The organism is Thalassotalea euphylliae (genome assembly GCF_003390375.1).
Lineage (GTDB): Bacteria > Pseudomonadota > Gammaproteobacteria > Enterobacterales > Alteromonadaceae > Thalassotalea_F > Thalassotalea_F euphylliae_A.
On record NZ_QUOT01000001.1, the window covers coordinates 710,607 to 733,619 of the forward strand.

The 23,013-nt window shown below is 44.4% G+C and carries 20 protein-coding genes, 6 tRNA genes and 1 CRISPR repeat array; of the genes, 16 read left to right on the forward strand and 10 right to left on the reverse strand.

The annotated features are described in order from the left end of the window. Positions 1 to 26 precede the first annotated feature (26 nt). The 6 genes from DXX94_RS03165 to DXX94_RS03190 form a co-directional block, all read right to left on the reverse strand. Positions 27 to 101: transfer RNA gene (locus DXX94_RS03165), tRNA-Glu, on the reverse strand. Between the two features lie 198 nt (positions 102 to 299). Then, a tRNA-Glu gene (locus DXX94_RS03170) sits at positions 300 to 373 on the reverse strand. A gap of 192 nt (positions 374 to 565) precedes the next feature. After that, a tRNA-Glu gene (locus tag DXX94_RS03175) sits at positions 566 to 639 on the reverse strand. Positions 640 to 829: 190 nt separating this feature from the next. After that, positions 830 to 901: transfer RNA gene (locus DXX94_RS19250), tRNA-OTHER, on the reverse strand. Between the two features lie 189 nt (positions 902 to 1,090). Further along, positions 1,091 to 1,166: transfer RNA gene (locus DXX94_RS03185), tRNA-Glu, on the reverse strand. 61 nt (positions 1,167 to 1,227) lie between these two features. Then, positions 1,228 to 1,303 (reverse strand) — tRNA-Ala (locus DXX94_RS03190). A gap of 333 nt (positions 1,304 to 1,636) precedes the next feature. Between DXX94_RS03190 and DXX94_RS03195 the strand changes: the two genes are divergently transcribed. After that, the gene (locus tag DXX94_RS03195) at positions 1,637 to 2,563 is read left to right on the forward strand and encodes a gluconeogenesis factor YvcK family protein (RefSeq protein WP_258872087.1); all 927 of its coding nucleotides are present in this window, start codon (positions 1,637 to 1,639) and stop codon (positions 2,561 to 2,563) included. A 38-nt stretch (positions 2,564 to 2,601) separates the two neighbouring features. Here the strand turns inward: DXX94_RS03195 and dcd are convergent, their stop codons facing one another. Both dcd and apbC read right to left on the reverse strand, forming a co-directional pair. After that, complete coding sequence (gene dcd / locus DXX94_RS03200; protein WP_116013802.1) at positions 2,602 to 3,195, reverse strand: dCTP deaminase; 594 nt, start codon at positions 3,193 to 3,195, stop codon at positions 2,602 to 2,604. Between the two features lie 97 nt (positions 3,196 to 3,292). Further along, complete coding sequence (gene apbC / locus DXX94_RS03205; protein WP_116013803.1) at positions 3,293 to 4,396, reverse strand: iron-sulfur cluster carrier protein ApbC; 1,104 nt, start codon at positions 4,394 to 4,396, stop codon at positions 3,293 to 3,295. A 144-nt stretch (positions 4,397 to 4,540) separates the two neighbouring features. Between apbC and metG the strand changes: the two genes are divergently transcribed. The 5 genes from metG to DXX94_RS03230 all read left to right on the forward strand — a co-directional run bounded on the left by metG (position 4,541) and on the right by DXX94_RS03230 (position 8,411). Then, a complete protein-coding gene (metG, locus tag DXX94_RS03210) occupies positions 4,541 to 6,607 on the forward strand; it encodes a methionine--tRNA ligase (RefSeq protein ID WP_116013805.1) in 2,067 nt (688 codons plus the stop codon). A gap of 185 nt (positions 6,608 to 6,792) precedes the next feature. Then, positions 6,793 to 7,047 (forward strand): type II toxin-antitoxin system Phd/YefM family antitoxin, encoded by a 255-nt coding sequence (locus DXX94_RS03215; protein ID WP_116013806.1) that lies wholly within the window; start codon positions 6,793 to 6,795, stop codon positions 7,045 to 7,047. Beyond that, complete coding sequence (locus DXX94_RS03220; RefSeq protein WP_116013808.1) at positions 7,040 to 7,303, forward strand: Txe/YoeB family addiction module toxin; 264 nt, start codon at positions 7,040 to 7,042, stop codon at positions 7,301 to 7,303. The genes DXX94_RS03215 and DXX94_RS03220 overlap by 8 nt, the downstream gene beginning before the upstream one ends. Positions 7,304 to 7,320: 17 nt before the next feature. After that, positions 7,321 to 7,719, forward strand: coding sequence for a diguanylate cyclase (locus DXX94_RS03225; RefSeq protein ID WP_116013809.1), 399 nt, complete (start codon positions 7,321 to 7,323; stop codon positions 7,717 to 7,719). A 62-nt stretch (positions 7,720 to 7,781) separates the two neighbouring features. Next, positions 7,782 to 8,411, forward strand: coding sequence for an HAD-IB family phosphatase (locus tag DXX94_RS03230; RefSeq protein WP_116013811.1), 630 nt, complete (start codon positions 7,782 to 7,784; stop codon positions 8,409 to 8,411). A 34-nt stretch (positions 8,412 to 8,445) separates the two neighbouring features. On the opposite strand, the gene DXX94_RS03235 is transcribed toward DXX94_RS03230, so the two are convergent. Next, positions 8,446 to 9,429: a GlxA family transcriptional regulator gene (locus tag DXX94_RS03235; protein WP_116013812.1), complete on the reverse strand. Its 984-nt coding sequence runs from the start codon at positions 9,427 to 9,429 to the stop codon at positions 8,446 to 8,448. A 219-nt stretch (positions 9,430 to 9,648) separates the two neighbouring features. On the opposite strand from DXX94_RS03235, the gene DXX94_RS03240 reads away from it, so the two are divergent. The 5 genes from DXX94_RS03240 (at position 9,649) to DXX94_RS03260 (ending at position 15,843) form a co-directional block, all read left to right on the forward strand. Then, the gene (locus DXX94_RS03240; protein WP_116013814.1) at positions 9,649 to 11,772 is read left to right on the forward strand and encodes a molybdopterin-dependent oxidoreductase; all 2,124 of its coding nucleotides are present in this window, start codon (positions 9,649 to 9,651) and stop codon (positions 11,770 to 11,772) included. Between the two features lie 39 nt (positions 11,773 to 11,811). After that, positions 11,812 to 12,768, forward strand: a complete 957-nt coding sequence (locus DXX94_RS03245) for a DUF1295 domain-containing protein (RefSeq protein ID WP_116013816.1) — start codon at positions 11,812 to 11,814, stop codon at positions 12,766 to 12,768. Positions 12,769 to 12,825: 57 nt separating this feature from the next. Next, positions 12,826 to 13,206, forward strand: coding sequence for a VOC family protein (locus DXX94_RS03250; protein WP_116013817.1), 381 nt, complete (start codon positions 12,826 to 12,828; stop codon positions 13,204 to 13,206). 374 nt (positions 13,207 to 13,580) lie between these two features. Beyond that, entirely contained in the window at positions 13,581 to 14,564 is a 984-nt protein-coding gene (gene trhO / locus DXX94_RS03255) for an oxygen-dependent tRNA uridine(34) hydroxylase TrhO (RefSeq protein ID WP_116013819.1), read from the forward strand. Between the two features lie 343 nt (positions 14,565 to 14,907). Next, positions 14,908 to 15,843: an alpha/beta fold hydrolase gene (locus tag DXX94_RS03260; RefSeq protein WP_116013820.1), complete on the forward strand. Its 936-nt coding sequence runs from the start codon at positions 14,908 to 14,910 to the stop codon at positions 15,841 to 15,843. 98 nt (positions 15,844 to 15,941) lie between these two features. Here the strand turns inward: DXX94_RS03260 and DXX94_RS03265 are convergent, their stop codons facing one another. Next, on the reverse strand, positions 15,942 to 17,000 hold the full coding sequence (locus DXX94_RS03265) for a helix-turn-helix domain-containing protein (protein ID WP_116013822.1): 1,059 nt from the start codon (positions 16,998 to 17,000) through the stop codon (positions 15,942 to 15,944). A gap of 248 nt (positions 17,001 to 17,248) precedes the next feature. Between DXX94_RS03265 and DXX94_RS03270 the strand changes: the two genes are divergently transcribed. The 5 genes from DXX94_RS03270 to tsaA all read left to right on the forward strand — a co-directional run bounded on the left by DXX94_RS03270 (position 17,249) and on the right by tsaA (position 23,008). Next, on the forward strand, positions 17,249 to 18,556 hold the full coding sequence (locus DXX94_RS03270; protein ID WP_116013823.1) for an acetyl-CoA hydrolase/transferase family protein: 1,308 nt from the start codon (positions 17,249 to 17,251) through the stop codon (positions 18,554 to 18,556). Positions 18,557 to 18,696: 140 nt separating this feature from the next. After that, positions 18,697 to 20,766: direct repeats of the CRISPR family, unit length 28 nt; unit sequence TTTCTAAGCTGCCTGTGCGGCAGCGAAC. 255 nt (positions 20,767 to 21,021) lie between these two features. Continuing rightward, positions 21,022 to 21,414, forward strand: coding sequence for a hypothetical protein (locus DXX94_RS03275; RefSeq protein WP_147302234.1), 393 nt, complete (start codon positions 21,022 to 21,024; stop codon positions 21,412 to 21,414). 80 nt (positions 21,415 to 21,494) lie between these two features. After that, the gene (locus DXX94_RS03280) at positions 21,495 to 21,761 is read left to right on the forward strand and encodes a hypothetical protein (RefSeq protein WP_115999958.1); all 267 of its coding nucleotides are present in this window, start codon (positions 21,495 to 21,497) and stop codon (positions 21,759 to 21,761) included. 40 nt (positions 21,762 to 21,801) lie between these two features. Then, positions 21,802 to 22,245 carry an Rcs stress response system protein RcsF gene (gene rcsF, locus DXX94_RS03285; RefSeq protein ID WP_116013828.1) on the forward strand — a complete coding sequence of 148 codons (444 nt, stop codon included), beginning with the start codon at positions 21,802 to 21,804 and terminating at the stop codon, positions 22,243 to 22,245. 13 nt (positions 22,246 to 22,258) lie between these two features. Further along, the gene (tsaA, locus tag DXX94_RS03290; RefSeq protein ID WP_116013829.1) at positions 22,259 to 23,008 is read left to right on the forward strand and encodes a tRNA (N6-threonylcarbamoyladenosine(37)-N6)-methyltransferase TrmO; all 750 of its coding nucleotides are present in this window, start codon (positions 22,259 to 22,261) and stop codon (positions 23,006 to 23,008) included. Positions 23,009 to 23,013: the final 5 nt, after the last annotated feature.

Here is a 23,013-nt window from a genome sequence, read left to right on the forward strand (position 1 = left end):
TGACCTAGAAGGCAGCTCCCAGAATGTGGCATCCCGTAGGGGATTCGAACCCTGTTACCGCCGTGAAAGGGCGGTGTCCTAAACCTCTAGACGAACGGGACACTGAAATCGTTTAACAATTCATGCTGTAAAACAACACACCTTGTTAATTCAACGTATGTTGCTATTTACCTTTCAAGAAAAGTACCCTTCTCTTTAATAGCAACCGCTTGGAAACTTTTAGTGAGCATTAATCTAATTTAAACTAGCTTAATGATCACTTGGTCAACTGCCTGACCTAGAAGGCAGCTCCCAGAAAGTGGCATCCCGTAGGGATTCGAACCCTGTTACCGCCGTGAAAGGGCGGTGTCCTAAACCTCTAGACGAACGGGACACTGAAATCGTTTAACAAGTTGTGCTAACACATTTTGTTAATTCAGCGCTTGTTGCTATTTACCTTTCAAGAAAAGTACCCTTCTCTTTTAATAGCAACCGCTTAGAAACTTTTAGTTTGCATTAATCTAATTTTCATTAGCTTAATGCTCACTTGGTCAACTGCCTGACCTAGAAGGCAGCTCCCAGAAAGTGGCATCCCGTAGGGATTCGAACCCTGTTACCGCCGTGAAAGGGCGGTGTCCTAAACCTCTAGACGAACGGGACACTGAAATCGTTTAACAAGTTGTGCTAACACATTTTGTTAATTCAGCGCTTGTTGCTATTTACCTTTCAAGAAAAGTACCCTTCTCTTTAATAGCAACCGCTTAGAAACTTTTAGTTTGCATTAATCTAATTTTCATTAGCTCAATGCTCACTTGGTCAACTGCCTGACCTAGAGGCAGCTCCCAGAAAGTGGCATCCCGTAGGGATTCGAACCCTGTTACCGCCGTGAAGGGCGGTGTCCTGGCCTCTAGACGAACGGGACACTGAAGTCGCTTAACAAATTGTGCTAACACATTTTGTTAATTCAGCGCTTGTTGCTATTTACCTTTCAAGAAAAGTACCCTTCTTTAATAGCAACCGCTTAGAAACTTTTAGTTTGCATTAATCTAATTTTCATTAGCTTAATGCTCACTTGGTCAACTGCCTGACCTAGAAGGCAGCTCCCAGAAAGTGGCATCCCGTAGGGGATTCGAACCCCTGTTACCGCCGTGAAAGGGCGGTGTCCTAGGCCTCTAGACGAACGGGACACTGTTCATGCTCGTAACCTTTATCTTAAAAGACACCTTTAGTTACCAACATTCTAGAAAATGGTGGAGCTATGCGGGATCGAACCGCAGACCTCTTCGCTGCCAGCGAAGCGCTCTCCCAGCTGAGCTATAGCCCCAGTTTTAGTTCGGTAAAACACCTTACTTAAACCAGCCTTTAGACAAGCGACCTAGTACTCGTCGAAAGCGAGGCGCATTTTAGGCATGCCCCTGATAAGTGTCAACACTTAATTTTAAAATAACTCGAAAAGAATCGAATTATTTGTTTGATCGTTCACATTGAAATCAATCTGCTTATTTTTTGTGTATTCAACTAGTTAGCGAGCGTGGTTTTGCTGAACAAATTTTGAATTGTGCTAGTATTCGCGCCCACTTTGACCTTGGTAAAGAGTCAAAACTTTATTTTTAAAGGCTTTAACGTTAAGGTTTAACTAATTGGTTAAGAAACACACATGACTATGCAACTAAAAAAACTAAATATTGTTGCTATTGGTGGTGGCCATGGCCTAGGTCGTGTTCTCTCCACTCTCTCTTTTATGCAAGATCAACTCACTGGTATTGTCACTACAACCGATAATGGTGGTTCAACTGGTCGCTTAAGAAAAAGAAGCTCTTCTATTGCGTGGGGCGATCTGCGTAATTGTTTAACCCAGTTAGTGGATGAAAGCTCAGTCGGTAGTCAATTATTTGATTTTCGCTTTGACGGTGAAGACGAGCTAGGTGGTCACAATTTAGGGAACTTGATCCTCTATGGTTTAGGACAAATTCAATCGAGCCCTATCGATTCGATTAAATTAGTGCGACGTTTGTTACGTGTTAGAACACCGGTATTGCCAATGTCTGAGTCCCCTACTGACTTAATGGCCTTTTACCCAGAAGGTCGTTGCCGCGTGGGCGAGCTTTCGGTAGATGACATGCCAATTATGCCAAAGAACTTAATGCTAGCACCTTTGGTTAAATCTCCTCAGCAATGTGTAGACGCCATTAACAATGCAGATTTAATTATTCTCGGCCCAGGCAGTTTCTTAACAAGTGTCGTTCCGCCACTCTTAGTACGTGATATTGCGAATGCACTTAAGCAAAGAAAAGGGCACTGTGTATTTGTCGAAAATATTGTTGCGGAAAACAGCCCAGCAGCCGCGCTTAGCCTAGACGAAAAACTGACGTGGATTGAAGAAAATATAGGTTGTCTGCCAATTGATAGTGCGATTTGTCATCACGATGAGGTGACATCAGATAAAATCAAAGTGATCACCCACAATATGGCATGTGACGATGTCAAACACCATCATGATAAAGCGAAGCTTATTGAAGCCTTAAACAAGTGTATTGAGGGTATCAACCCTATGACTCCATTAAAAATAGCCAATGCTAACTAGCATTGGCTATTCTCGTTTGACTCTAATTAAGCACTAACTTACTTAGAAGCATCATCTTGACTAATACGGCTGGCTACTGCACCCGTTTGGCCTTTGTATTTAGCATCCACACGTTTGTTATAAGGACGATCAGCTTCGCCTGACATGGTTTCAAAGTTTAATGCCGCAATTTTCATGCCTGGACGCAGCGCAAGCGGCAACTTACCACTGTTATAAAACTCTAAAACGATCTGACCAGACCAACCTGGGTCAATACGGTGAGCGGTAACATGCACCATTAAGCCTAAGCGTGCTAGTGATGAACGACCGTCAAGCCAGCCAACAATATCTGCTGGTAAGGTTACTGACTCAAAAGTCACAGCTAATGCAAGTTCGCCTGGGTGTAAAAAGAAGGCTTCGCCGTCTGGAATCACAATCTCTTCACTCATCACCGCATTCATTTGCGCCTGCACTTCTTCGCGTGGACCACTTAAGTCAATAAACGGCGCGGTATTGTTTTTAAATACACGAAACTCATTGCCTAAGCGAATATCAACGCTGACACCTGAGATCATCGAGGCATCTGGCTGTGGCTCAATAACTATTTTGCCTTCAGCAATGCAGCGTTCAATATCTTTATCACATAATCTCATGGCGCTTCTTCTTATTTTGTTGTGTCTATTGGGTTTTAGTTTAATGTTTATTCTTACGCGTCTGCGTATACATCGAGTTTCTGGTTGTTCTTTGTCGCTAATCTAACATTTCGATATTAGGTGTCGCAGGACTGCGCATATCAAGTAAATGGAATGTTTTACTCGCTATATTGCGCGCTATTTTACGGTATTGATCACAGATGTCACTAGCGCTTTCACTATTAAATAAGCTCTCGCCTAAATCCGCTTCTTGCCTAACTTGAATATTGAGTGGCAATTGTCCTAGCAAGTCTACCTGATTAATTTCGGCAATATCTTTGCCGCCATCAAGGCCAAATAAATGCGAATGATGGCCGCAATTTTCACAAATGTGATAACTCATGTTCTCAACGACGCCAAGCACAGGTACTTTCACTTTATCAAACATAGCAATGCCCTTTTGCGCGTCAGCTAAGGCAATATCTTGTGGCGTAGTAACAATCACGGCACCAGCAACTGGTACTTTTTGGGAAAGCGTTAGTTGAATATCACCAGTACCCGGCGGCATATCGATCAACAGATAATCAAGTTCTGGCCAGTGGGTTTCATTTAATAACTGGCTAAACGCCGTGCTCGCCATAGGGCCACGCCAGACTGCAGCGTCACTGTCTGGCACTAGATAGCCGATTGACATCGAATAAATACCATCAGCATCAATGGGGATCATAGTTTTACCATCAACCGAGCTCGGTTTGTCGTCTTGACAGCCCAGCATAGTCGGAATTGACGGGCCATAGATATCAGCATCTAAAATACCGACTCGCGCCCCTTGTTTTTGCAAGGCACGGGCGATGTTGACTGTCGTTGTTGATTTTCCAACACCACCTTTGCCAGACGCAATAGCAATAATGTTTTTAACGCCCGCTATGTCGTGCTTGCGCACCGGCTCAATATGGTTTGAGGTAGTAAACTCAACCGATTTACCTAGTTCATCAGAAAGCGAATGGGCAATACTTGTTAGCTCATCGCCCGCAAAAAAAGGCAGTTCTATCGCAATAAGCAACTTATCTTTTTGCTGTTCACCAGCTAATTCGTTGGCTAAAGCTAATACACCATACGGAAACGCATCAGAGCGATAGGCATCAAGCACTGACTCAATAAGTGAAAGGTCTTCGGGATTAATGGGTTTCTTCTTACTAAAAAATTGACTTAAGCGACTCAAATGGACACCTGTATAAATAACAGTAACTAGGGCGAGTTAATTGAAAATAGCCCAGAATTGTTAATGAAAATAGCTGGTAAATTCTGTACCATTGCGCCATTGATTTCCACCTTAAAGTGCTTAGCACGCTAGTATCTAAAGAAAATGTCAGAATCTACACCTCAAGCTAACGCCCAAACTGCTACCGCAGACAAGCGTAAAATCTTAGTGACCTGTGCCCTGCCTTACGCCAATGGCTCTATTCATTTAGGTCATTTACTTGAACATATCCAAACCGATATTTGGGTGCGTTTCCAACGTATGCGCGGCAACGAAACCTATTTTGTTTGTGCCGACGACGCCCACGGCACGCCGATTATGCTAAAAGCTCAAGAGCTTGGCATTACCCCAGAGCAAATGATTGACGGTGTGCGCGAAGAGCACATGGCAGATTTCAACGACTTCTTGATCAGCTTTGATAACTATCACTCAACCCACAGTGACGAGAACCGTGAGTTTGCCAGTGAAATTTACAATAAGCTAAACGCTGCGGGTCATATTAAAACACGCACTATTTCACAGCTTTACGATGAAGAAAAAGGCATGTTCTTGCCAGATCGTTTCGTCAAAGGCACGTGCCCTAAGTGTAAGAGTGAAGACGAAAACGGCGATAGCTGTGATAACTGTGGCGCAACTTACTCGCCAACAGAAGTCATTAACCCTCGTTCAGTAGTATCAGGTTCAACACCTGTATTGCGTGATTCGGAGCACTACTTCTTTGACTTGCCAGCGTTTGAGCAAATGCTAAAAGACTGGACGACTGGCGGTTCATTGCAAGAAGAAATGGCCAACAAATTAAATGAATGGTTTGAATCTGGCCTACAGCAGTGGGATATCAGCCGTGACGCACCATACTTTGGTTTTGAAATTCCGGGAGCACCGGGCAAGTTTTTCTACGTATGGCTAGACGCACCAATCGGTTACATGGGCAGTTTCAAAAACCTATGTGATCGTGAAAACATTGATTTTGACAGCTACTGGAACGAAAACTCGGATGCCGAGCTTTACCACTTTATCGGTAAAGACATTATCTACTTCCACAGCTTATTCTGGCCTGCCATGTTAGAAGGCGCTGGTTACCGTAAGCCGACTTCTGTTTACGCACACGGCTTTGTAACTGTTAATGGCGCGAAAATGTCTAAGTCAAAAGGTACCTTTATTAAAGGCCGCACTTACTTAGATCACCTTAACCCTGAGTACTTACGTTACTACTACGCGGCGAAACTAACCAACCGCATTGACGACTTAGACTTAAACCTAGAAGATTTTGCGCAACGCGTAAACTCTGACTTAGTGGGTAAAGTCGTTAACATCGCCTCACGCTGTGCCAGCTTTATCACCAAGCGCTTTGACGGCATGTTATCAAGCAATGTTGAAGACCAAGCATTGGCAGACGAAGTAATGGCCGCTGGTGACAAGCTAGCTGAGCTATACGAAGGCCGTGAATTTGGTAAAGCAATGCGAGAGATCATGGCATTAGCTGACAAAGTGAACGAGTACATTGCCGTTAAAGAGCCATGGCAGCTGGTTAAAGACGAAACCAAGCAGCAAGAAGTTCAAGATATTTGCTCATTAGGCATTAACCTATTCCGTATCTTGATGATTTACTTAAAACCTGTGCTTCCTGCCCTAGCAGAAAAAACTCAAGGTTTCTTAAACGACGAATTAGTATGGGACGGCCATAAAGCCCTTCTGAAAGATCACCAAATCAACAAATTCAAAGCGTTAATGCAACGTATTGAAATGGATAAAGTAAACGAAATGATTGAAGCCTCTAAAGAATCATTAGCAACTGAAAAAGCAGCACCTGCGCCAACTGGCCCATTAGCTGATGACCCGATTGCACCAGAAATTCAATTTGACGATTTTGCAAAAATTGACCTACGCGTAGCGAAAATTGTAAAAGCGGAGCACGTTGAAAAAGCAGACAAACTGCTACGCCTTGAATTAGACCTCGGCGGCGAAACACGCCAAGTGTTTGCGGGTATTAAATCAGCGTATCAACCAGAAGACTTAGAAGGTAAGTTAACGGTTATGGTAGCTAACCTAGCGCCGCGCAAAATGCGTTTTGGTATGTCAGAAGGCATGGTGTTAGCTGCTGGCCCAGGCGGCAAAGACTTATGGATTCTTAATCCAGAAGAAGGCGCTCAGCCAGGTATGCGCGTTAAATAGTCGCTAACCTCACCTAACTAACGATTTTAAGCCCATCACCTTGATGGGCTTTTTTATGCGTGCTTATTTCATCTAAGCATTACAGCCCTAATTTACCGGTGATTAATGCAACTTGTTCTATTTATTGTATAACTATAGTTATACATTTATACTTGTACTATAAATTGAACATGTAGGGCTGAGTCATGAGAGTTGTTTCATTTACCGAAGCGAGAAACGGCCTAAAATCTGTGTTGGATAATGTTGTTGACGATGCAAGTACAACGGTAATAACACGCCGAGATGCTGAAGATGCCGTAGTCATGTCGCTTGATTATTACAATAGCTTAATGGAGACGGTACATTTACTGCGCTCGCCTGCCAATGCTGAACACTTGCGTAAATCTATCGAACAATACAAAGCTGGCTATGCAATAGAACGAGAACTATTGGATGAGTAAACTCATTTTGTCATGGACTGATGAAGCTTGGTCAGACTATCTCTATTGGCAGAGCCAAGATAAAAAAACGCTAAAACGCATTAACAAATTAATTATCGAAACCAAACGAATGCCTTTTGAAGGTATAGGTAAACCAGAGCCGCTCAAAGAAAACCTTTCTGGCTTTTGGTCAAGAAGGATTGATGATACTAATCGACTTGTTTACGCCGTTGATAAACAGGCACTCACCATCATCTCTTGCCGATATCATTATTAATATTTTCAAGTAAAACTATGCATATTGACCATATCAATATCAGTGCCCCAAAGGCGGTATTAGACATTGAAAAAGACTTTTTCTGTGAGGTATTTCAGTTAACCGTTGGATATCGCCCTAAATTTTCCAGAAATGGCTATTGGCTTTATGCCTCCCAAACTGACAACAAAGATAGTTGTGCCCTAGTTCATCTAACTGAAAGCGACGAACATTCAGCTAGCCCAGTAAAACACTATCTTGACCATATTGCATTTCAACTAACGGGCCTAGCTCGATTACTGGCAAAGCTCGATGAGCTAGGGATAATCTACCGCACTGAATCACTGCCCGATATTGGCATGACGCAAGTTTTCTTCAAATCACCCGCGGGTATTGGCTTAGAAGCTAACTTTCTAAATGAAACAATTTCCCCCTAGCGCCTATCTAATCATTATAAACAAAGCCTTAAAAGTTAAGCCTTACAAATTAAACCCGAAAAATGAAAGCAGCAAATAACCCGAATCTTGGCCTCGCGCTATTCGATTTTGACGGCACCATTACCACAGCAGACACTTATACCAAGTTCCTTCTCAATACCACGCCACTCTATCGCATTGTGGTTGGTGCACTTGTACTGTCACCTTTTATTTTATTGCATAAGCTTGGCCGCTATCCGACCGCTAAACTGAGACCTAGGCTCACCTTCTTTGCCTTTTGGCGCAGAAAAGTCGCGAGCACTAAACGACAAGTTAATAACTTTTCCGCCAAGTTTATGGATTCCGTTATTTTAGATAGAGCACTTACCGAAATTCGTTGGCATCAAACACAAGGCCATGAAATAGCGGTGGTATCTGCGAACGTCAATATCTACTTAGCCGCTTGGTGTCGCCGCCATCAGGTAAACTTGATTAGTAGCGAACTGGCCGTTCAAAAACGACGGAAAAATGAGCGTTACACGGGCAAGTACCTTAATGGCGATTGCAGCAATGAAAAGAAAGCACTAGCGATCCAATCGCAATATGAGTTAGCCAACTACTCGCATATCTGTGCCTACGGCGACACGCAAGAAGATATGCCAATGCTCGCGCTTGCCAATAAGAAGTACTTTCAATGGCAAGAGATAGCCTGACTCATAAAAAAACGGGCTCATAAAGAAAGAATTGTCAAAGCAGATTCGCTTTATAGCGGGCGCGATAGTTACTGGGTGAAAGCCCAGTTTTACGTTTGAACAACTTGGTGAATGAGCTAATGTCGCTGTACCCGACTGCGTGAGTAATTTCATCAATATGCTGGTTTGATTGCACCAATAGTTTACTCGCGGCATCAATGCGAATCGCTTGTAAATATTCCGAAGGGGTTATTTGAGTAGCTTCTTTGAAACGTCTGATCAAGGTACGATTAGATACACCAAATTGCTGGCTCACCTCACCAATCGCAATCGTTTGACTGTGGTGGCTCTCTAGCCATTCTTGCACCGCTTTCACGGTTTTGTCGTTATGATACTTTTTAGCAATTAACGGTGAGTAAGTAAGCTGTGTTGTTCGGCCAGTTTCAAGCACAAACGAGCGCGCAGTGCCTTGCGCAGTCTCGTGATCACAAAAAAGTTCAATCAAATACAGCCCCAAATCAAACCACGCCATACCACCACTATCACATAGAATATTGCCATCATGAGTAATATGCTGCTCGCTGTTTAACGAAACATTGGGATAACGCTGACTAAATTGCTCAGCTGATGCCCAATGGGTGGTTGCACTTTTACCATCAAGTAAGCCTGCCTCAGCCAAAAAGAATGACCCTGTAGAATTACTGCCAATCATCGCGTCACTGGCTTTTAAGTGGCGCAAAAACGCTATTAATTCTGGATTTTGCGCTAACGTTTTATCTATATCGCCCGCAATACTCGGTACCAGAAATATATCACTATCCATGGTGTCGCTAATTGCGCAGTGCGGGCTAATAATCACATCGTTCATGGTGTAAATCGGCTTCTTCTGCCAACTGGCAATTTGCACCTGAAAGCGCTTATCAACTGGCAGTTGGTGATACTTATTCCAAGAAACACCAGCCAGATTAAATAAATCGTTAATCCCTGTCAGTGCACTGGCAAGCACATAATCAAACGCCAGTATCGTTACTGTGATCATCGCTTTGCGTTGACACCTCAAATGGTTAAAAAATGGCTAATTCCACCCAATATATGTCAATTATTACCGTTAGTCTTGGCTTATTTTACTGTCACACTAAATCTGTTACCTAAAATACATAGACGAAAATTCATTTTCAGAAATACATAGTCGAAAACACAACAATAAAAATTGCAGGCAGGCGTTAACTCATCCAGCGCCGCAACGAGGGCACAAACCATGAGCGACATTAAAACCCACTATCGCAACTGTAATATTTGCGAAGCCATGTGTGGTATTGAAATTAAGTATAAAGCCGAAAGCAAAGAAATTATCTCCATCAAAGGCGATAAGAACGACCCGTTCAGCAAAGGCCATATGTGCCCTAAAGCACTTGCACTACAAGACTTTTACGAAGATAAAGATCGCTTAAAAAGCCCGATAAAGAGGATGGCGGATGGTTGGCAGGAAATAAGCTGGCAGCAAGCTTTTGCTGAGATTGGGGAAAAGTTCAGCGCCATTCAAAATGCTTACGGTAAAAATGCACTAGGTATTTACCTTGGCAATCCCAATGCCCATAACTTTGGCAATTCGTTAGTGCTTAAGCCATTTTCTAAAGCCATGGGTACATTAAATCGCTTTAGCTCGGCATCAACCGACCAAATGCCACACCATGTTGCCGCTAATTATATGCTCGGCAATGGTATGTTGATTCCAGTACCAGATATTGACCGCACCGACTTTATGCTGATTATCGGTGCTAACCCTGTGGTTTCCAACGGCAGTATGATGACCGCACCCGGCGTGCTAAACCGCTTAACCGCCATTCAAAAACGCGGCGGCAAAGTCGTTGTTGTTGACCCACAGCGCACTAAAACCGCGAAAATAGCAGATCAGCACCTGTTTATTCGCCCAGAAAAAGACGCCTTACTGCTACTGTCACTTATTCACTGTATCTTTGCCAATAACCAAGTGCATTTGGGGCATTTAAGCGACTCTGTAAACGGCTTAGCTGACATTGAACAAATGGCAAAAGACTATCCACCTGAGGCTGTTGCCGAGCACATTGGCATTAGTGTTGATGACATTAAAACCTTAGCTGCTGAAATGTCTGGGGCTGAATCTGCCGTTTGCTATAGCCGTATGGGCGCTTCGACACAAAGTTTCGGTGGCCTGTGTCAATGGTTAACGATCGTTCTTAATGTGATCACAGGTAACTTCGATCGCGAAGGCGGTGCTATGTTCCCACTGCCAGCCTTTAACCTGCTTAGAGGCAAAACCGCTGGTCACCCAACAAACTTTGGTAAATACCAATCACGGGTTCAGAAAATGCCATTTTTTAATGGCGAATTCCCCACTGCTACCTTAGCTGATGAAATTCTAACTGAAGGCGATGGCCAAATTAAGGCCATGATCACCATCGCCGGTAACCCTGTGCTTTCTGCGCCTGATGGTCAAAAGCTTGGTCAAGCGTTTCAGTCGCTAGACTTTATGGTCGCCGTTGATATTTACCTCAATGAAACGACTAAGCATGCCGACATTATTTTGCCAGCAACAACGGGGCTCGAAAATTCTCACTACGATATTTTCTTCCACAGTTTTGCGGTGCGCAATACCGCTAAGTACTCAGCGCCATTGTTTGAAAAAACTGAACACCAGCTAGCAGATTGGGAGATTCTTAACGGTATCGCCGAAGCGGTTACCGGTAAACCTGCCCTGCCTTATGCGCCAGAAATGATTTTAGATATGGAGCTAAAAGCCGGTCCTTACGGCAAGGAAAGTGATAGCGAGCAAGCACTAGATCTAGAAAAGCTAAAAGCCAACCCACACGGAATTGATTTAGGGTCATTACAACCAAGCCTGCCAAAGCGACTGTTAACCGCCAGCGGTAAGATAGAGCTCGCGCCAAGCTTGTTTATCAATGACTTACCTCGATTAAACAAGCTAATTCTATCACCGGCCATTGACCCACACTACCCATTTGAGCTTATCAGCCGCCGCCTAGTAAAAAGCCATAATACATGGACACAAAACTCTGCTCGTTTAGTCAAGGGTAAAAACCCGGTGACCTTGGAAATTCACCCCACAGACGCCGATAAGTTAGGTATTAGCCAAGGCCAGCTGGTGGTGGTGTCATCGCCGGTTGGTGAAGTTACCTTGCCCGCCAGCGTCACCGACGATGTGCTCGTCGGTGTTGTATCCATGCCGCAAGGCTGGGGGCATAATCAAGCCGGTACGCAAATGACGACTGCCGCCACACAAGCGGGTGTCAGTATAAATGATGTTACCGCAGCAGATCGGGTTGACGTGCTCACCGGTAATGCCGCGTTTAACGGTACACCTGTCGCCATTCGCGCCGCTTAAACGCCAGAAAGTAGCGCATAATAAGTTAGGAAAAATAGAATGAAATACTTCGCACCACTCGTACCGTTTTTCGGCGGTTGGTTGTTGCTGATGAACACTACTAGCTTTAGCCAAATGGCGTTACTTAATGGCGCACTGCAAATGCTGTTGTTTGCTTTGGTGGTTTGCATTCCAGCGTGGAAAACAGGCCGCATGTCGTATGTTGATATCGGCTGGCCTTGGGGCCTAACTGTGATTGGTATTGTCACTTGGTTGTATAGCGATGGCGAGCCTGTGCGCGTTGCTATGGTCAGTATCGCTTACATTTTCGCTGGCAGCCGCATGGGCTTAGGTGCAATCAAGCTATTAACGTCTGGCCATTTAAACACTGAGCTACCGCGCTATGAATTTCAAAAGCGTCGTTGGCATAAGCAAGGTAAAACGAATACGGCATTTGCCATGCAAGTTGAAGCCATTTTACAAGGCTTTGCTAATGCGGCTTTCTTGGCGTTTCCCGCTTTTATAATTGCCGCCAATACTTCCCCACAAATATCGCCTTTTGAAATTGTAGCCATCATCCTGTGGTTAGCAGCATTTGCGATGGAATCTGTGGCCGATATGCAAAAGCTTTCATTTTTAAAAGCTGCCAAAACGAGCGGAGTAAAAGGTAGCGTGTGTAATGTTGGACTTTGGCGCTATAGCAGGCATCCTAATTATTTTGCTGAATGGATGGTATGGAACGCACTACTAATTGCCGCGATTCCTGCGTGGTTAGCCTTGTTTGGACAAGAAAAGTTAATTACTAACCTGCTGTTAGGCTTGGGCTTACTATTTGTTTCAAGAGTCATGTACACCACGCTGGTGACCTACACTGGAGCTGTGCCTGCTGAATATTATTCCGTGCAAAAGCGCCCTGCTTATCGCCTGTATCAGCATGAAACGAATATGTTTTTTCCGGGGCCCGTCAAACCCAAAGCTAATAATGAAAGTAATAACACGGTAAATGCCACTGATTAATCGCATTTTTGATTCATCCAATTACAGATAACAAACAATAAACACAAGAGAGAAAGTATGTTTAGTCATATTATGATCGGCGCTAATGATATTGAAGAGTCTAAAAAGTTTTACGATGCCGTATTAGGCGCAATGGGCCATAAAGAAGGGGTTATTGACCCACTAGGCCGTTGTTTCTATTACACCGACAAGGGCATTTTTGCCTTATCAAAGCCCATTGATGGCGAGCCTGCGTGTCATGGCAATGGCTCTACCATCGGCTTTTTCGCTAAATCACCTGAAATCGCCGATTCATGGCATGCCGCGGGTATTGCTAATGGCGGCACCACGTGTGAAGAGCCTCCGGGTGTACGCGAGGGCTTTGACGTTAAACTCTACCTTGCCTACTTACGTGACCCCTCAGGTAACAAAATCTGTGCTCTACACCGCTTTAAATAACCAGCGCTTTCTTAGGTTACAAACGCTCAACAAATAGTGAGCACAAATGAGCAGAAAAAGCAGCACAATGCTGCTTTTTTTAATATCTAATTCGCGCTTTTACCTATCCAATAAATACTATTTTTCTAACTGTAATACTTTGATCAGTCACTTCCATTTTTTGATCCAGATCAATATAATTGCGCGCAAATATTCTTGGCTGATCGTTAAATAGTCGGTTTGCCAAAGAATTTATCGAAGTCAGTACGATGTACTTGGTGTGCTAATTTAGTCGTTAATTTATTGGTGCTTAAATGCCTAGCTAAAGCCGCCCAATACACGTGCCGTTTTATTAACAAAGCACGGGAATTACGCTCCCGCCAGCGGAGGTAAATATGCAATACGTTGTTTGCGCAATGTACAAATTTGTTGCGCTTGAAGATTTTGAAGTTATCCGTCCTAAGTTGTTAAAAACAATGGAAGACAACCAAGTTTGCGGTACCCTTTTACTTGCCAAAGAAGGTATCAACGGTACAGTCGCAGGCTCTCGTGAAGGCATCGACGCCTTACTTACATGGCTACAAAGCGATGAGCGCTTAGCCGACATTTCTTACAAAGAATCTTTCACCGAAGAAAAACCATTTAAACGCACCAAAGTTAAGCTGAAAAAAGAAATCGTCACTATGGGCGTTGAAGGCATTGACCCGCGTCATGTGGTGGGTACTTATGTTAAACCAAAAGACTGGAACGCACTAATTTCTGATCCAGAAGTATTCGTGGTTGATACCCGTAACGATTACGAAGTGCAAATTGGTACGTTTGAAAACGCGGTTGACCCAGACACCAAAACCTTCCGTGAATTCCCCGCTTGGGCAGAAGAGAACATGGATCCTGCCAAGCACAAAAAAGTGGCGATGTTCTGTACTGGCGGCATTCGCTGTGAAAAATCAACGGCTTACATGAAAGAGCAAGGCTTTGAAGAAGTCTACCACCTTGAAGGTGGCATTCTACAATACCTTGAAGACGTACCAGCGGAAGAAACTATGTGGCAAGGTGAATGTTTCGTCTTCGACGATCGCGTCACGGTTGACCACAGCCTAGAAGCAGGTAAATACGACCAATGTCACGCATGTCGTATGCCGATTTTGGAAGAAGACAAAGAAAAACCAGAATACGAAAAAGGCGTAAGTTGTCATCACTGCTTTAGCTCAACAACCGAAGCGCAACGCGCTCGTTACGCTGAACGCGAACGCCAAATGCAATTAGCAAAAGAGCGTGGCGAAACGCATGTGGGTTCAGACGCTGCAAAAATTTTAGAACAACGTAAAGCTGAGAAAAAAGTACGCATCGCAGCACAACAAGAAGCCGCTAAAAGTTAAGAAACGTTAATCTACGGCTGTCGCTCTCAACTAGAGACAAACACAAGCCAATAAAGATATGACAAGGCGCCTAGCACTAGCTAAGCGCCTTTTTTATGCCCTGATTATTCCTGTTTTTTATCGGCAGCACCGAACTTATATGGCTTAAAGGATCCTATGGCTAAGCCAAATTAGCCAAATCTCCGTAATGCCTCTAAAAGCAAATAGCAGCCTTTTGGCCGTTATGATTCGCAACACTTATTAGCAATATAACCCACTAACCAATTGATAAAGTATAGCTTTACCAGTAGGTTAATCTTTGTACATAAAGAATAATTAAATTAGATAACAATAAGGTAACACCATGAAGGTATTGGGCTGGCTACTGCTTGTCATTCTTGCGACTAGCATCATTTTAATTGCGGTTTACTGGCAAGCCGATAAATCGCTTGAAGAACTCAAACCCAAATGGGCACCAGCACCTTCGCAATTTGTGAATGTGCAAGGGATGCAAGTACACCTGCGCGATGAAGGACCACGCGACGATCCCAACCCTATCGTGCTTATTCATGGCACATCATCATCACTTCACACATGGGACGGTTGGACAGACGAATTAAAATCAACACGCCGCGTAGTTCGCTTCGATATTCCTGCCTTTGGCTTAACAGGACCATCGCCCGACAATAACTACACCATCGAAAGCTACGCCAGTTTTATTGTTGCGATGCTCGATCACCTAAATATCGAACAAGGGGTGTTAGCTGGTAATTCACTTGGCGGTTACGTGGCTTGGGCAACCGCTGTTATCTACCCAGAGCGAGTAAGCCAATTAGCACTAGTTGACACCAGTGGCTACCCGTTTACCCCGAAGTCCACACCAATTGGCTTTATCGTTGCCAACACGCCAGTATTAAACAAGCTGATGGAAAAAGTACTACCGCGTAGCATGGTTGAAAGCAGTATTATCAACCTATATGGCGACCCTAGCATTATCACTCATGAGCTTGTTGACCGCTATTTTGATCTGACTGTTCGAGCCGGTAATCGCCAAGCGCTAGCCCAACGTTTTCGCCAAACCAAACCCGGCCCTTACGCCGATAAAATCAGCTCCATCCCCCAGCCAACACTGATTATCTGGGGCGGTCAAGACCGGTTAATACCACCTGAGCTTGGTGATCATTTCCACCGCGAAATACCTGACAGCGAACTGGTGATATTTGACGAGCTAGGACACCTGCCCCACGAAGAAGCACCATTAGAAACGGTTAATGTCTTTATCGACTTCATTAATCGCTAACGATACGGCTGTGGCTTCGCTACCAATCATGTGCAGTCAAGCCACAAAACAGATAACCATCACTGCAAGTAGCCAATTCAAGACACCAATTTAAGGCGCTAGTCACTCAAATGTGAGGGGCTGCGTCCAGTCCAGCGCTTAAAAGCACGAGAAAACGTACTTAAGTCGGCAAACCCCAATCGATAAGCGACATCCGTTACCGATAAACCCTCTACCGATAACCAGTGCAGCGCACGTTCAAGCTTATAGTTTTCGCTAACATAACGGTATGTTGTGCCAGCCCCCGCCAAACGTCGATTCAAGGTACGCACACTGACAGAAAAAGACGACGCCAGTGCCTTAATATCGATATTTGCTAAACTGGAATGCTCGTCAAGCCAGCGATAAATCTGTAACACAATATCCTCTTCCATTGCTGTCGCGGCGCGCTTGATAACCACAGGGCGAATCGCGTAATAAACCTCAGAATTCGTGGTTAACAATGGGCGATGTAATACACGGCGCGGAATAATAAGTTTACGCACCGGCGATCCGACACTAATCTTGCAGTTAATCATGGCACCGAATTCTTCTGGCGAATAGGCCTGATAAGGCCAATTGACCAGCTCTGCGGCCAAGCCAAGCTGATCAGAACCCAAGGTTTGATAAAGGATTTGCATAAACACGACCATAAACAGTGTCATCCCGACATATGACACGGCCGACTCACTATTCATCGGGTCACGGCTAACAAACCATATTTCCGCGTCCCCTCTCCAGTTATAGCTCAAATTTAAATGCACTGAGCCCCCCACCGAAATCGCATAACGCGTGCTGACTTGCAACAAGGTATTTACGTCGGGGGCTGTCCACAGCATGAGTGAATAACTGTCAAAGGTTAAGGGGTTAACGTGCTTAGCTGCAATGATTGAGAAATCTTCTTTGCCGCTATCTTTCATCATCTGCTCGTGTACTTTTCTGAGCTTACGCACGTCAACGCCAATATGCTCAATTTCATGTTTTGACAGATAATTATCAATATCAAGACCACACTCATGCGCCGCTTTGAGGATTAAATTCAGCCAGCCTTTGTTTAAATAGTAAACATTCTTACACTGTTGAACGGGTTGTTTGGCAATACTAGCTGGCGTTTGGGTTTGGGTTTGGGTTTGGCGCATTGGGTACTCTAGATTGTGCGATGTAAACCGGCTCTACACGCTATTGTACCAAAGCAAAGGCAGCCTATCTGTAGGGTTTTACAATAAGCCTTTATCACCAACCTATGTCTGATATGGCAATATGATTGGCGTAAACTGCAAAGCAATTTTTGCAGAAAACGGCATACTGCGCGGTAAGTGTCCTAGTCATTTAAAGCTCGTTCTACTAGCACCTTCCTTTAAATGACCACCTAATAGCGAGATTCATCATGAGCAATTGGCAATCAATTTACGACGATAAGCTGGTTTCTTTGCAAGACGCTGCGCAGCAAATCAACTCTCACGACAAAATATGGGCGGGCATTATACTCTCTGTGCCTGTGCTTTTCTTAAAAACACTAGAGCAACGCTACACCGAACTGGAAAACTGCCAACTGTACACCGGCATATTGACTACCCCTTACGACTTTTTAAAGCCCGAATATCGCCCGCACATTGAGCACCACAGTGTATTTATGGGTGCGCTAGAGCGCAAAGCACAAAAAACGGGAAACATTACCCACACTAACTTCCACCTGTCGAACACGGGCAGGCTGTTTGACCGCATCGCATTCAATGTTATTGCGGTGGAAGTAACACCGCCGAATGCTGAGGGTTACATGAGCTTAGGTGCTTGTGGTGGCCTGGGCTATAAAGAAGCAATTAAGCATGCTGACAAAGTAATCGCTGTGGTTAACAATCAGCAGCCATTTATCGGCGATCAAGACAACCTGATTCATGTGGATGAAGCCACTTGGATCACCGAAGGACATCACCCCATTGCTGGCCCCAAAGCGGAAGCTCCGGGAGCGTTAGAAACGGCGATAGCAAAGCACGTTGTACCCTTTGTGCAAGATAACAGCACCATTCAAATTGGTATTGGCAGTATTTCAAATGCTGTGGGTATGGCGCTAAAAGACAAAAAAGGGCTGGGTATTCACACCGAAATGTTTACCGAGTCAATGATGGAATTGTGCAAAGCTGGCGCGGTTACAAACCAACATAAAAACTACAAGCCAAATAAAATTGTCACGGCATTCACCGCAGGCTCGCAAGCGTTGATTGACTTTGTTAACAACAACCCAGATATCGAAATGAGTAACGTGACAACCGTGGTTAACCCAGTAGAAATCGCCAAAAATGACAACTTTGTCTCCATCAATACCTGTGTTCTAACTGATCTTACCGGTCAAGTAGCCTCAGAAGGGGTTGGTTTTACGCAAATTTCAGGCACGGGTGGCCAAGTGGACTTTATCCGCGGCGCGACACTGTCAAAAGGCGGCATCAGCATCTTGGTACTCGCCTCAACCCACCAAGGTAAAAACGGCGTTGAATCCACTATTCGCACTGCCCTACCACTTGGTACCGCAGTGACAACGCTTCGCAATGATGTAATGATTATCGCCACAGAGCACGGCGCAGCTGACCTGCGCGGTTTAAACGTACCAGAGCGTGTAGAAGCGTTAATCGCCATTGCGCATCCAGATTTTCGCAACGAATTACGGAAAGACGCCATCGACGTTGGCTTGCTAAGTTAACCGACCCTGCACAGAAAGTAACCCCACCAGTACTTAACGTGACAAGGCGCTATTATCTAGATTAGGTGATAGCGCTTTGATTTTTAGGCAATAAATACGGCAGCGAACTGTGACACGTTGGTCGTTAGCGTCATTACAGCTTTCTAAGCTGCGTGTGCGGCAGCTAACTATTGGTGATTTAGGCTGGTTTTCTTTTATGGTTTCTAAGCTGCGTGTGCGGCAGCGAACAACGCTGCATCAGGTGACTATAACCCTCTGCTTTTCTAAGCTGCCTGTGCGGCAGCGAACAGTTATCACGTTTTGGCTGGTGTTCGCCCTACTTTCTAAGCTGCCTGTGCGGCAGCGAACGCGTTATTGGTAGCCATGGCAAACCATTATGCTTTCTAAGCTGCCTGTGCGGCAGCGAACTTGATGTTCAGCTCACTCATATCTCAGCAGATTTTCTAAGCTGCCTGTGCGGCAGCGAACGTGCAATATATGGTTCACCCAAAGTACCACTATTTCTAAGCTGCCTGTGCGGCAGCGAACTGTGCGCGCTGTTCTTTCCTGACATTGCAGCATTTCTAAGCTGCCTGTGCGGCAGCGAACCAGTACCATCCCCTAGCGTATCATCGCCCAGTTTTCTAAGCTGCCTGTGCGGCAGCGAACCATTGCGGCAAATCCTGATGGGCTAACGTTAGTTTCTAAGCTGCCTGTGCGGCAGCGAACTTTTATCCATCTTGCCAGGCTTTCGCGTACTATTTCTAAGCTGCCTGTGCGGCAGCGAACATTGTTTTAGAAAGGTTTTATCTAATGAAAAATTTCTAAGCTGCCTGTGCGGCAGCGAACTTAATGGTTCATACGGTGGGCGTTACTATGATTTTCTAAGCTGCCTGTGCGGCAGCGAACCCATTGTCAATGTTAAAGAAGTAGCACCTGCTTTTCTAAGCTGCCTGTGCGGCAGCGAACTTTAATGAAGATATGGACGTTTTCTTCAATTTTTTCTAAGCTGCCTGTGCGGCAGCGAACAAATTATGTGCCAGTTACCTAACTGGGCTCAATTTCTAAGCTGCCTGTGCGGCAGCGAACTGGTGGCTATCACTTCTAACACTAACCCGACTTTTCTAAGCTGCCTGTGCGGCAGCGAACCTGCATTGAAAACCAATGTCTCTCTTTTAAATTTTCTAAGCTGCCTGTGCGGCAGCGAACTTAAAGGGGATGGCTTAGGCGCTGAACTTACGTTTCTAAGCTGCCTGTGCGGCAGCGAACCCGCATTAAAAACCAATGTTTCTCTTTTGAAATTTCTAAGCTGCCTGTGCGGCAGCGAACCCAGTCCCAGCCGACCTCTACGATACCTTCGCTTTCTAAGCTGCCTGTGCGGCAGCGAACGCAATTAACTGGTCTAAATACCAATCGGGAATTTTCTAAGCTGCCTGTGCGGCAGCGAACTAAGTTTAATATTATTGCCGGCTTAGGCTCGGTTTCTAAGCTGCCTGTGCGGCAGCGAACACTGATTACATTAAAGCCGAACAAGCCAGAAATTTCTAAGCTGCCTGTGCGGCAGCGAACCCATAGCTAGTCCGCCTGCTGTTTTGCGGGTCTTTCTAAGCTGCCTGTGCGGCAGCGAACTGGTGCACCACATCAAATTGAACTCTTCTCAATTTCTAAGCTGCCTGTGCGGCAGCGAACGACGAACTTACCGGATGCTTCAACAATCGACATTTCTAAGCTGCCTGTACGGCAGTGAACGGCTACTAAATGCTTTGACTCTCTTTCGATGATTTCTAAGCTGCCTGTACGGCAGTGAACAAGATGGAGTCAGCGTGTTGACTTACCTTTCAATTTCTAAGCTGCCTGTACGGCAGTGAACACATCGATGATGTAGGTGGCTTTATTTATCTGGTTTCTAAGCTGCCTGTACGGCAGTGAACAGTGCCAATTATATTGGTTTCTGCAGCTGCTTTTTCTAAGCTGCCTGTACGGCAGTGAACTGATTTCAGTAATGCCTTTTAGCTCAGTATCTTTTCTAAGCTGCCTGTACGGCAGTGAACGCCCAGAAGCGTTTAGTGTGGCAGGCCCCGAATTTCTAAGCTGCCTGTACGGCAGTGAACCCTCGTAACTCTGTACGTTGTTACGTATTAATTTTCTAAGCTGCCTGTACGGCAGTGAACCTATCTGCTTAATCAACGCTAAATCTCTTTGATTTCTAAGCTGCCTGTACGGCAGTGAACAATAGTTTAAAGCGAAAAAACATAGATGCAACAATAAGCTCAGCAGAACTAATGATTTTTACCCAAATTTTTGGCTAAATTTTAACATATTGAATTTGTTACTTATTTTTAAAGAGCAAAAATAAAGGGTAAAAACCGTTTATCTGTTGGTTAATAGTTATCTGCTATTTTTTTGACTAAATCAAGAATCTGTGATTTATCGCTATATCCTTGTAAAGTTATACGCGGATGACTAAAAAAACTTAGCAGTAGCATATGCCTAAACACGTTGGCTTTTCCTTGTTCACAAAGAAACTCACACTTATATTAATGAGTTTTGCGGCTTTCGCCGCTATCGTTTATCACCTTTATTTTTTCATACAACCAAGCGTTACCATTACCAATAACTCTCAATATGTGATTGAAAAAGCAAGTGTTACGCTACCTAATAGTCACTTGAATTTTGGCACCATCGCCCCAAATAACACGAACACCATCTATTATGCACTCGATCAAAATGATGGTAGCTATTTATATCAGTTTACGCTGAAAGCGCCATTGGCAAGGGAAATTACTGGCGAGTGTGGCTATGTAACGCATGGTCAGTATCATAAACGAGTATCGATTACCTTAACGGCCAATTTAACCTGGGACTGTCAGGTAAATTAATAAAAGCGCATTTAATAAAGCTGCTATTAATAAAACTGCCAAGAGCGAGTCGATAAATAATTTTACTATCAAGGACTATGATGAGCAGGTTACAATTTGCCACCCGCTGGGGACTGTTGGGTATTCTTTTGGGTACCATCGCGTTTTTATTTAACTACCATATGGTGCCAACATCTTTACCCGGTTATGAAATTATCGCTGCACCTGCGATGTGGGCGTTAAGCTTTTTTAGTGAAGAAACACCGTTTTGGCCTAAAATGGTGATTTTTATGTCGGGGCAATATATCGCTTATACCAGCTTATTTTGGCTGATAGCTGCTGCTCGTGATAAGCATCAAGCGCCCTAATTACAACTTGATTTAATTCAAATTTACCAAGAATTTTTTAATGAAACTAATTAATCTTTTGTCGAACCGTATGTCGAATGGTATGTCAAATCGTTTGCTAGCGTTGACCAGCGTTGTAACTTGTAGTTTGCTACTCAGTAGTTGCGCGAAAATCAGCACCATTAATACCAATTTAGACCGCGAAAATTTCGCCCATTATTTCTCCCCCGCAGAAGTAAAAATATTTGATTCTGAGCAAGCCTTTACTGGCAAATATAAAATGCTAGGTATGGTGGAAGGTGAGCACTGCCAAGCCAAAGCACATTTAGCTGCCCCAGATAAAATTGAAGCGCGTACTGAGGCGCGTCGTAGCGCATTTCAACTAGGTGCCAATGCCATTGTTTTTTCCGGTTGTGCTGAAGTGGGTAATCAAGGTGACAATAGGCAGTGTCATGCCAGTGTTATTTGTTATGGCAAAGCCTATCAAGTAGAAAATCTAAACTAGTCAGGCAGCGGCAATGAATACAAGTTCAAGCAGGTTCAGCATTAGCCCGATAGGCACCGTTAGCTCACCCTACAAAGAAAAATTTGCCATTCCGCGTCAGCCTGGGCTCGTTACCGCGGCAAAAGGCTATATTGAGCTGGTTAGCGACATCGATAGCAAAAGCATGGTGGAAGGACTAGAAGGTTACAGCCATATTTGGGTGCTCTTTATGTTTCATCAAAACCTTGCCCATGGTTGGAAAGCCAAAGTTAAGCCGCCACGTCTTGGTGGTAATAAAAAAGTGGGCGTGTTGGCGACGCGTTCGACATTTCGCCCTAATGGCATTGGCATGTCGGTGCTGCCAGTTGAGAAAGTTGAGTCAATCACGCTAAAAAACAATCAAACACAAACTCGCATTTACGTATCGGGATTAGACTTACTTGATGGCACACCTGTTATCGATATAAAACCTTACATTCCATACTCAGACAGCCTTGAAAGCGCTCAAGCAGGATTTGCTGAGCAAGCCCCCGAAGCCAAGCTTAGTGTTAATTTTTCGACAGAGGCACAAGCGATGTTGCAGGCACAGCAGCAAAGTGAATCGCAAGATTTAGCGGTATTAATTGAGCAAGTACTGGCACAAGACCCTCGCCCTGCTTATCGTCAAAACAAGCCTGACGACAATACTTACGGTATGCGCTTATACAACTACAATATTACGTGGCAGTGCAGCTCGCTTACTCAAGTGCAAGTACTCAATATCAACCCTGTTACTTCTGTTTAGCCTGA

Bases quoted from the DNA above. Each gene is read 5' to 3' on its own strand.
- trhO (WP_116013819.1), top strand. From the start codon at position 13,581: ATGCAATACGTTGTTTGCGCAATGTACAAATTTGTTGCGCTTGAAGAT.
- DXX94_RS03275 (WP_147302234.1), top strand. From the start codon at position 21,022: ATGCCTAAACACGTTGGCTTTTCCTTGTTCACAAAGAAACTCACACTT.
- metG (WP_116013805.1), top strand. From the start codon at position 4,541: ATGTCAGAATCTACACCTCAAGCTAACGCCCAAACTGCTACCGCAGAC.
- DXX94_RS03235 (WP_116013812.1), bottom strand. From the start codon at position 9,429: ATGATCACAGTAACGATACTGGCGTTTGATTATGTGCTTGCCAGTGCA.
- tsaA (WP_116013829.1), top strand. From the start codon at position 22,259: ATGAATACAAGTTCAAGCAGGTTCAGCATTAGCCCGATAGGCACCGTT.
- DXX94_RS03245 (WP_116013816.1), top strand. From the start codon at position 11,812: ATGAAATACTTCGCACCACTCGTACCGTTTTTCGGCGGTTGGTTGTTG.
- dcd (WP_116013802.1), bottom strand. From the start codon at position 3,195: ATGAGATTATGTGATAAAGATATTGAACGCTGCATTGCTGAAGGCAAA.
- DXX94_RS03240 (WP_116013814.1), top strand. From the start codon at position 9,649: ATGAGCGACATTAAAACCCACTATCGCAACTGTAATATTTGCGAAGCC.
- DXX94_RS03260 (WP_116013820.1), top strand. From the start codon at position 14,908: ATGAAGGTATTGGGCTGGCTACTGCTTGTCATTCTTGCGACTAGCATC.
- rcsF (WP_116013828.1), top strand. From the start codon at position 21,802: ATGAAACTAATTAATCTTTTGTCGAACCGTATGTCGAATGGTATGTCA.
- DXX94_RS03195 (WP_258872087.1), top strand. From the start codon at position 1,637: ATGACTATGCAACTAAAAAAACTAAATATTGTTGCTATTGGTGGTGGC.
- DXX94_RS03265 (WP_116013822.1), bottom strand. From the start codon at position 17,000: ATGCGCCAAACCCAAACCCAAACCCAAACGCCAGCTAGTATTGCCAAA.
- DXX94_RS03270 (WP_116013823.1), top strand. From the start codon at position 17,249: ATGAGCAATTGGCAATCAATTTACGACGATAAGCTGGTTTCTTTGCAA.
- DXX94_RS03215 (WP_116013806.1), top strand. From the start codon at position 6,793: ATGAGAGTTGTTTCATTTACCGAAGCGAGAAACGGCCTAAAATCTGTG.
- DXX94_RS03220 (WP_116013808.1), top strand. From the start codon at position 7,040: ATGAGTAAACTCATTTTGTCATGGACTGATGAAGCTTGGTCAGACTAT.
- DXX94_RS03225 (WP_116013809.1), top strand. From the start codon at position 7,321: ATGCATATTGACCATATCAATATCAGTGCCCCAAAGGCGGTATTAGAC.
- DXX94_RS03250 (WP_116013817.1), top strand. From the start codon at position 12,826: ATGTTTAGTCATATTATGATCGGCGCTAATGATATTGAAGAGTCTAAA.
- DXX94_RS03280 (WP_115999958.1), top strand. From the start codon at position 21,495: ATGAGCAGGTTACAATTTGCCACCCGCTGGGGACTGTTGGGTATTCTT.
- DXX94_RS03230 (WP_116013811.1), top strand. From the start codon at position 7,782: ATGAAAGCAGCAAATAACCCGAATCTTGGCCTCGCGCTATTCGATTTT.